This is a genomic window from Nostoc cf. edaphicum LEGE 07299 (genome assembly GCF_015207245.1).
GTDB lineage: Bacteria > Cyanobacteriota > Cyanobacteriia > Cyanobacteriales > Nostocaceae > Nostoc > Nostoc edaphicum_B.
Map to the genome: position 1 here is coordinate 1 of NZ_JADEXF010000557.1, position 3936 is coordinate 3936.

General features: G+C 41.7%; 4 protein-coding genes. 3 read left to right on the forward strand and 1 reads right to left on the reverse strand.

Annotated features, from left to right (window positions below; translation table 11 throughout):
* Positions 1-128 (reverse strand): DUF2605 family protein (locus tag IQ229_RS16745; RefSeq protein WP_194045597.1); only part of this gene is annotated, 128 nt, incomplete at its 3' end.
* Between the two features lie 618 nt (positions 129-746).
* On the opposite strand from IQ229_RS16745, the gene thrS reads away from it, so the two are divergent.
* The 3 genes from thrS (at position 747) to IQ229_RS24150 (ending at position 3776) form a co-directional block, all read left to right on the forward strand.
* Positions 747-2582, forward strand: coding sequence for a threonine--tRNA ligase (thrS, locus tag IQ229_RS16750; RefSeq protein ID WP_194045599.1), 1836 nt, complete (start codon positions 747-749; stop codon positions 2580-2582).
* A 362-nt stretch (positions 2583-2944) separates the two neighbouring features.
* The gene (locus IQ229_RS16755) at positions 2945-3373 is read left to right on the forward strand and encodes a hypothetical protein (protein ID WP_228013518.1); all 429 of its coding nucleotides are present in this window, start codon (positions 2945-2947) and stop codon (positions 3371-3373) included.
* Positions 3374-3659: 286 nt separating this feature from the next.
* Positions 3660-3776 carry a GMC family oxidoreductase N-terminal domain-containing protein gene (locus IQ229_RS24150; protein WP_228013519.1) on the forward strand — a complete coding sequence of 39 codons (117 nt, stop codon included), beginning with the start codon at positions 3660-3662 and terminating at the stop codon, positions 3774-3776.
* Positions 3777-3936 lie beyond the last annotated feature (160 nt).

The window sequence follows — 3936 nt, forward strand, 5'->3', positions numbered from 1 at the left end:
CTCATAAATGATAGTTCCTCAGTTTCGAGTAAATGGCGCGATCGCGTAAACCAATGCTGAAAATCTTCCAGCAGCGGATCTAAAACCGTTTTCAACAACTCAGTCCCTGGTAAATTTGAGTCTGGCATAAATGAGAGGGATATTTCAAACTTGCTTACTAATATTAACGTTATTTACATTTATTAACATTTGCAGAATTATTCTCATAATTCCTAGATGTAAAAATTTGTAACAAAGGCCACAAAATTTATTATATAGTCTTGATAACTGGTTTGTACAGTGCCTTTGGACAGGCATCTATAGGTATATATGACATCAAGTTGTAATTCATAAGATAATTTAGATCGCGGCCAATCTTGAATTTGACACTCAGGTAACAAATCAAAAATTTATCTTTATCTTTGGATTGAAGAAGAATTCAGGAGTCAAAATTCAGGACTTAGAATCAAACCGCTACGCGGAGTCATTAGTCATTAGTCATTAGTCCAAGAGAAAGCACGCCTACTCTTTAACATAAACATAGTTTGAATTACTCCGATGAAAGAAAAAATTTTTCTGCCTACCGTCAAAGCAAATTTACAGTGAACTTTGTTGAACTACTCATGGCATTGCAAGAGATAGGGTATGCACCAATGACCAATGACAAATGACAAATGACTACTTAACCAAAGTCGTTATAGTTGAATAAGCCTACAGATTCAGATAAATCAACTTTTGTAATCACTTCGCCAACGGTTCAGCAGCCAATGTCGCCAAATTCATCAAATCAGTCCCAACAGTCAGAACAAGTTGAAAAAATCTATTTACCGCGTACCAGCGAATCGGAGAACTTAAAAAAGATTCGCCACACTGCTTCCCATGTAATGGCAATGGCAGTACAAAAGCTGTTTCCCAAGGCACAAGTTACAATCGGCCCTTGGATTGAAAACGGTTTTTACTATGACTTCGACAATCCAGAACCATTTAGCGAAAACGATCTCAAAGCCATCAAGAAAGAGATGGCGAAGATTATCAATCGCAAACTGGCAGTAATTCGGGAAGAAGTCAGCCGAGAAGAAGCCGAACGCCGGATTCAGGAAATTAAGGAACCTTACAAGCTAGAAATTCTGGCAGATATCAAAAACGAACCAATCACGATTTACCACCTGGGGAATGAATGGTGGGATTTGTGTGCGGGGCCTCATCTGGAAAACACCAGTGAATTAAACCCGAAAGCAATTGAACTAGAAAGCGTTGCGGGCGCTTATTGGCGTGGGGATGAAACTAAAGCCCAATTACAACGCATCTACGCCACCGCTTGGGAAAGCCCAGAACAACTCGCTGAATATAAGCGACGCAAAGAAGAAGCGCTACGGCGAGATCACCGGAAACTGGGTAAGGAACTGGGATTATTTATATTTTCCGATCTAGTAGGGCCTGGTTTACCTTTGTGGACACCCAAAGGCACTTTGTTGCGGAGTACCTTAGAAGACTTCCTCAAGCAGGAACAGATCAAACGGGGTTACTTATCTGTAGTAACACCTCATATCGCCAGAGTAGATTTATTTAAAACCTCTGGACATTGGCAGAAATATAAAGAAGATATGTTCCCCTTAATGGCAGATGATCAGGAAGCTGCTGCACAAGAACAGGGCTTCGTTATGAAGCCAATGAACTGCCCCTTCCATATCCAAATATATAAGAGTGAGTTACGCTCTTATCGGGAATTACCGATGCGACTGGCAGAATTTGGTACTGTTTACCGCTACGAACAGTCAGGGGAATTGGGCGGTTTAACACGGGTGCGCGGTTTTACTGTGGATGATTCTCACCTGTTCGTTACCCCAGAACAGCTAGATAGCGAATTCCTCAGTGTGGTGGATTTGATTTTGTCGGTGTTCAATAAGCTGCAACTGAAGAACTTTAAAGCTAGACTGAGTTTTCGCGATCCTGCTAGTGATAAGTACATCGGTTCTGATGAAGTTTGGGACAAAGCTGAAGGTGCAATTCGCCGTGCGGTTGAAACTTTGGGAATGGAACACTTTGAAGGTATTGGAGAAGCGGCTTTTTATGGGCCAAAACTTGACTTTATCTTTAGTGATGCCCTAGATCGGGAGTGGCAATTAGGAACTGTACAAGTAGATTACAATTTGCCAGAACGCTTTGAGTTAGAGTACGTTGCTGAAGATGGTGTTCGCAAACGCCCGGTGATGATTCACCGTGCGCCTTTTGGTTCACTGGAACGACTAATTGGGATTTTAATTGAAGAATATGCAGGTGATTTCCCTTTGTGGTTAGCGCCAGTGCAAGCTAGATTACTGCCAGTGGGTGATACACAGCTAGACTTTGCTAAAGATGTAGTGACGAAAATGAGAGCGTTAGGCATCCGTGCAGAAGTTGATACCAGTGGCGATCGCTTGGGTAAACAAATTCGCAATGCAGAGAAAGAAAAAATACCCGTGATGGCAGTGGTGGGAGCTAAGGAAGTGGAAACTAATACCTTGAGCATCCGTACCCGCGCCTCTGGGGAATTGGGAGTTATCCCTGTAGATGAGGTGGTAGATAAAATGAAGGATGCGATCGCTAAGTTCGAGAATTTCTAAAATCTAACCGCAGACGCACACCAATTATGATTAGTGTGCGTTTTGTCTTGTAGATCAGATTATTGGCTAGCTGGTAGGTTTTGGCAAAGGTGCGATCGCAATGTATTTAATATCAAAGACTCGTTAACGGAGTTCAGAGGTGGATTCATCCAGTTCAAAGATTCATTTTAATTTTAACTTTTTACAGAATTTGGAAGGTCAGAAAGTATCACAGACAACAAAACTTTTCTCAATCACCACACCCAAGAAAACTTTTCGACTTATTCAACACTGTTAGAATTGATTTAAAGACTTGTGGAATCTGCTCTTCCTAAACAGACTGGACTTGCATAAATTATTGTCAATAATTATTGACTCACATCATGAACCGCTTTACCTCTATTTTGCTCGTCGGCTTGATAGCATCTGCATCAGCTTTGGCTATTTCTCCAAAAGCTGATGCTAATACACCAGCGTATGATGTCGCTCAGTTAGATAGCAACAGCTATCAACGCAACGATGATGGTAACTACGAACGTCGTAGTCGTCATTATAGAAATGGTGATTATGACCGCCAGAACGACCTTCGCAACATTCGTGACAATCGCCGTTATGACCGCGATAATAATCGCCGTTACGACCGCGACAATAATCGCCGTTATGACCGCGATAATAATCGCCGCTATGACCGCGATAACAATCGCCGCTATGAGCGGGATAATAATCGCCGCTATGAGCGGGATAATAACCTTCGCAACATTTATGACAATAACCGTCGCTATGAGCGCGATCGCAACTGGGATCGTGATTAATTCCTTTGCCTATCTATTAAGCTTAGTTCCAGGTGAACTGAGCGTTGATTCTACCTGGTAGTAGGACAAACACAATCTCTTTTTCCACTCATTCTAATATCTGACTTTTTACTCTTATCTAGAAAACTTCGCTTCCATTCCCTAGTAAGAAAACTTGCTCAGGATTTAGGTTTAGCGTTAGTTGTTCTATATGACGTGAAAGGTCAGATTTTTATTTCAGTTATTTCCCAGCATTTAAAGGTAGTAATGGCTCTTATTTCCGAAATTGGAAATCTAGTTTTCGCTCATGACGATGCACCAAACCTTTGTAAATCAGGAATTTATTCTCAGTGCTGGCGCGTTCGATTCACTTAAACTGCTGATGCTCTCTGGAATTGGAATGCAGAACATCTGCGATCGCTAGACATTCCTGTAGTCGTTGATTTGGCTGGTGTCGGCGTAGATGTAGAGCGGCTTGTGGTCAGACATCGCTCTGCCTAAGTTTATCTGTTTTAAGCTGCGATCGCAATATATTTAATATCAAAGACTCGTTAACGGAGATAAAAGGTGGATTCATCCAGTTC